The following is a 4733-nucleotide window of genomic DNA, read 5'->3' on the forward strand; positions in this document are numbered from 1 at the left end:
CCTATTCCACCTTTCTTATTAAATCGTTGATGAAAATCGGATTTAGCTGGCATTGGATTGGAAATGCTAAAGTAAAGAAAATCTTCTTGAACTTTGAAGTCAATATCAATTCTTATTTTTCCAAGATTTTTATTGGCACCATGTTTAAAGGCATTCTCAACAAAAGAAAGTAATAAAATTGGAGCAATTTTTTTATCTAAAATTTCGCCAGATATGCTCATATTTACTTCTAATTGGTCATCAAACCTCAATCGTTCAAGATCTAAATAATTCTGAATGCATAATATTTCTTTTTCTAAACTTTGTCTTTTATTTTTAGTTTCATATAATAAATAGCGCATTAACTCAGATAATTTAAGAATTATCTTAGGAGTTTTGGGAGAATTTGATAGTGAAAGAGAATAAATATTATTTAGAGTATTAAAAAAGAAATGAGGAGAAACTTGAGTTCTTAAAAACAGGAGTTCAGTTTCTAATTGGACTTTCTCAAGATCTGTCAACCTCTTATGTTCCTTTAGCCAGTCCATTGTAATTTTAATAGAAGTTACAAACGTAATAACATACAACTCTCCAATCATCATATCAATAGAATAGTTTAATGTTAATTTATCTATTTCATGTCCTTCTGGCCAAACATTCCCATTTTCAAGATAATATGTTAGGTTAAATTTTACTAAAAGCATTAAAAAAAGAGCTAGCAGTAACATTCCTAAATAAGTTAAGTACTTTTTTTGAAAAATAAATTTGGGCATTAATACATAGACATTTAAATAACCCAATGTCATATGAATTGGAAATCCAATAAGATTGGTTCTTAGTGAATAACCGTAGTCTTCAAAATAATTTCCCCAGCGTAAAGTATTTAATAGAAAATAAATAGACCAAAAAATAATGTGATGCTTCAAAGTGATTTCTTTACCAGCATTTATTCTTATACTTTCAACTTTTTTATTAAAGAGCATTGTATAGTTGTTTTTATGTTCGACGTTGTTTAGATGCTATACGTCTAATTTTTTTTTTGGTTGCGCTAAATTAAATAATATTTATAATTAAATTAATGAATTAATGAATTACTAAATAATTTTTTAAAATTATAGTTACAATTAAAAATTATGAAATATATAAATATAACATGTTTAATAGCAACTTTTTTAGTGCTTAATGCATGTAATAAAGTTGAAAAACGAATTAAAAATAAGGATTATTCATTAACTAAGTATGTAGATCCTTTTATTGGGACAGGCGGTCATGGACATACGTATCCAGGAGCTACAGTTCCTTTTGGAATGTTACAAGTGAGTCCTGATAATGGTATTTCTAATTGGGATTGGTGTTCTGGTTATCATAATTCTGATTCAGTTACAATAGGTTTTAGTCATTTGCACTTAAGTGGTACGGGTATTGGAGATTTAACAGATATTAGATTTATGCCGGTTAATAAGGAAGTAGATTTAACTGCCGAAATTAAATCAAGAGATGATGTGCCTTATAAGTCTGCTTACTCACATTTAAATGAAGAAGCCAGTCCAGGTTATTATAATCTAGATTTAAAAGATTTTAATATTAAAGTAGAATTAACTTCTAGTTTAAGGGCAGCAAACCATAAATATACTTTTAAGGAAAACGATACTCAATCTGTAGTAGTTGATCTTGGTTATGCAATAAACTGGGATAAGGCTTTGGCCTCAGGTATAAAAATAACAGATGAGAATACCATTTCAGGGTTTAGATTTAGCACAGGATGGGCAAAAAATCAAAAGGTGTTTTTTATTGCAAAGTTTTCAAAACCAATTTTAACGTATAACTTAGTAAAAGATGGAAATTATGTAGAGGAAAATTCAGTTGAAGGAGAGAAAACATTTGCTCAATTATTTTTTGATGAAAAAAGTGGGGAAGAAGTTCAGATTAAAGTAAGTTTATCTTCGGTGAGTATTGAAAATGCCCTTGAAAATTTGAATAGTTCAGGAAGTGATTTTAATTTTGATTCTGTTAAAACAAACGCTGAATCAAACTGGGAATTAAATTTATCTAACATTCAAGTTGAAAGTTCAAATGAAGATTTAAAAACCATATTTTATACTGCGTTGTATCATACGCAAATTGCTCCAGTAACTTTTAGTGATGCAAATGGAGAATTTAGAAAAGAAAATGATGAGATAGAAAAAGCTACAGATTTTATAGCATATTCTACATTATCATTATGGGATACATTTAGAGCAGAACAACCTTTATTATCAATTCTGCAACCAGAAAAAGTTGCAGATATCATTAACTCAATGTTATCTTATTTTGAGACAAAAAGGGTTTTGCCAGTTTGGACTTTATACGGTAACGAAACCAATACTATGACTGGGTACCATTCCATTCCAGTAATTGCTGAAGCCTATATGAAGGGGATTGAAGGGTTTGACATAAATAAAGCCTATGACGCTATGAAAACCACAATGATGCAAGATGAAAGAGGCTTAAATCATTATAAAAAATATGGGTATATACCTCATAATTTATTGGATGAATCTGTTACTATTACACTTGAATTTGCCTATAACGATTGGTGTGTTGCTCAAATTGCAAAAGAATTAGGCAAGGAGGAAGATTATAAATATTTCATAAATCGTTCAAAAGCATACGAGTATTTGTTTGATGCTGAAACTGGTTTTATGAGAGGTAAAAATGAAGCTGGAACTGCATGGAAAGAGCCTTTTGATCCAAAATATTCGGCCCATAGAGTTGGAGCAGAATATACAGAAGGAAACGCTTGGCAACATAGTTGGTTTGTATTACACGATGTTGAAAACCTGATTAAAATGCACGGAGGAGAAGATAATTTTACAGATAAATTAGAACAATTATTTACAGAGTCTTCTGAAATAACAGGAGATGATGTATCGGCAGATATTTCTGGTTTAATTGGTCAATATGCGCATGGTAATGAACCAAGTCATCATATTGCATATATGTATAATTTTGCCAACAAGCCATGGAAAACGCAATATTGGGTTCGTGAAATCTTAAAAACACAATACAATATAAGTCCAGAAGGTTTGAGTGGAAATGAGGATTGTGGGCAAATGTCGGCTTGGTATGTATTTAGCTCTTTAGGTTTGTATCCATTTAGCCCAGCATCGGGAGAATATCAAATTGGGAGTCCCATTTTTGAAAAATCAACTATAAAAGTTTCTGAAACAGCTTCGTTTTCAATCATTGCAGAAAATGTGTCTGATTCCAATATTTATATTCAGTCGGGAACTTTAAATGGTGAAGACTTTAATAGAACAAGCATATCACATAAAGAATTAATGTTAGGAGGTACACTCCAATTTAAAATGGGAAGTACACCTAACAAAGAATGGGGAATTAAAAAATAATAAAAAATAGCGAATGAATATAATTGACGCATCAATAATTGTAGTATATATTTTACTAACATTATTTGTAGGAATTTGGGTTTCAAAAAAAGCTTCAAAAGGCCTGAAATCTTATTTTTTGGGAGGAAACGATATAAAGTGGTATTTCTTAGGGTTAAGCAATGGTTCAGGAATGTTTGATGTTTCTGGAACTGCTTGGATGGTAGGAATTCTATTTTTATATGGAGTAAAAAGCTTCATGTTTATGTGGATGTGGCCGATTTTTAACCAAATCTTCATAATGATGTTTTTAGCTGTTTGGATAAGAAGATCAAATATAATGACGGGTTCAGAATGGATTTTAACTCGGTTTGGAGATGATAAAGCGGGAAGAGCATCACATATTATAGTTGCTATTTTTGCTATTATAGCTACTATTGGTTTTATTGCTTATTTCTTTGAAGGTGTAGGGAAATTCATGACAATTATACTTCCTTGGGATCTAACATTAATGTTTAATGAACGTGTTTTATTAACATCAGATCAGAGTTATGCTCTATCAATTATATTCTTAACAACGCTTTACACAATAAAAGGAGGAATGTTTTCAGTTGTAGCTACCGAAGTACTTCAATATGGAATAATGGTAGTTGCAGGTATTTTAGTTGCTGTCTATGCATTTATAGCCGTATCAGATGTTGAAATAAATAATGCTCTTTCAACAGAATGGAATAATCTTTTGTTTGGATGGGAAATTAAAGGTTCTTGGAACGAAAAATATGAGGCTTTTAATGGACTTATAGATACTCAAGGATATAAAATGTTTGGAGCTTTTATTGGAATGTCTTTATTTAAAGGTTTTTTTGCTAGTATAGCAGGTCCAACGCCAAGTTACGATATGCAGAGAATATTATCAACAAGGTCAGTTAAAGAAGCGGCATATATGTCTGGCTTCACCAATTTAGTACTTTTTATTCCACGTTATTTACTTATTGGAGGTATTGTTGTATTAGGATTGGTTTATTTAGCTCCTGAAATGGCATCTTCATCAACTTTAAGTCTTAATGATTTAGAAGTTATTTTACCTAAAGTAATTAATAATCATGTGCCTGTAGGGATAAAAGGGTTGTTGTTGGCAGGTTTGCTAGCTGCATTTATGTCTACTTTTTCTGCATTTGTAAATTCCGGGCCAGCTTATATTGTAAATGATATTTATAAAAAATATTTTAAACCAAATGAGAGCAGTAAACACTACATAAAAGCAAGTCATATAGCATCTTTCGCAGTTGTTATTTTAGGAGTAATAATGGGCTTTTTTGCAGATTCTATAAACTCTATTACACTTTGGATTACCAGTGCACTTTATGGAGGCTATGTAGCTGCTAA

3 protein-coding genes are annotated in these 4733 nt (G+C 30.7%); 2 read left to right on the top strand and 1 reads right to left on the bottom strand.

The annotated features are described in order from the left end of the window. A partial coding sequence (locus ABY863_RS12820; protein ID WP_372795453.1) for a sensor histidine kinase occupies window positions 1–962 on the bottom strand: 962 nt, incomplete at its 3' end. 150 nt (window positions 963–1112) lie between these two features. Between ABY863_RS12820 and ABY863_RS12825 the strand changes: the two genes are divergently transcribed. Next, window positions 1113–3368 (top strand): GH92 family glycosyl hydrolase, encoded by a 2256-nt coding sequence (locus ABY863_RS12825; protein WP_372795455.1) that lies wholly within the window; start codon window positions 1113–1115, stop codon window positions 3366–3368. Between the two features lie 13 nt (window positions 3369–3381). Next, window positions 3382–4733: sodium:solute symporter (locus ABY863_RS12830; protein WP_372795457.1), on the top strand; the 1352-nt coding region annotated here is incomplete at its 3' end.

It is taken from the genome of Lutibacter sp. (assembly GCF_041562875.1).
Lineage (GTDB): Bacteria > Bacteroidota > Bacteroidia > Flavobacteriales > Flavobacteriaceae > Lutibacter.

Coding starts and splice junctions, on each gene's coding strand:
- ABY863_RS12825 (WP_372795455.1), top strand. CDS start 1,113: ATGAAATATATAAATATAACATGTTTAATAGCAACTTTTTTAGTGCTT.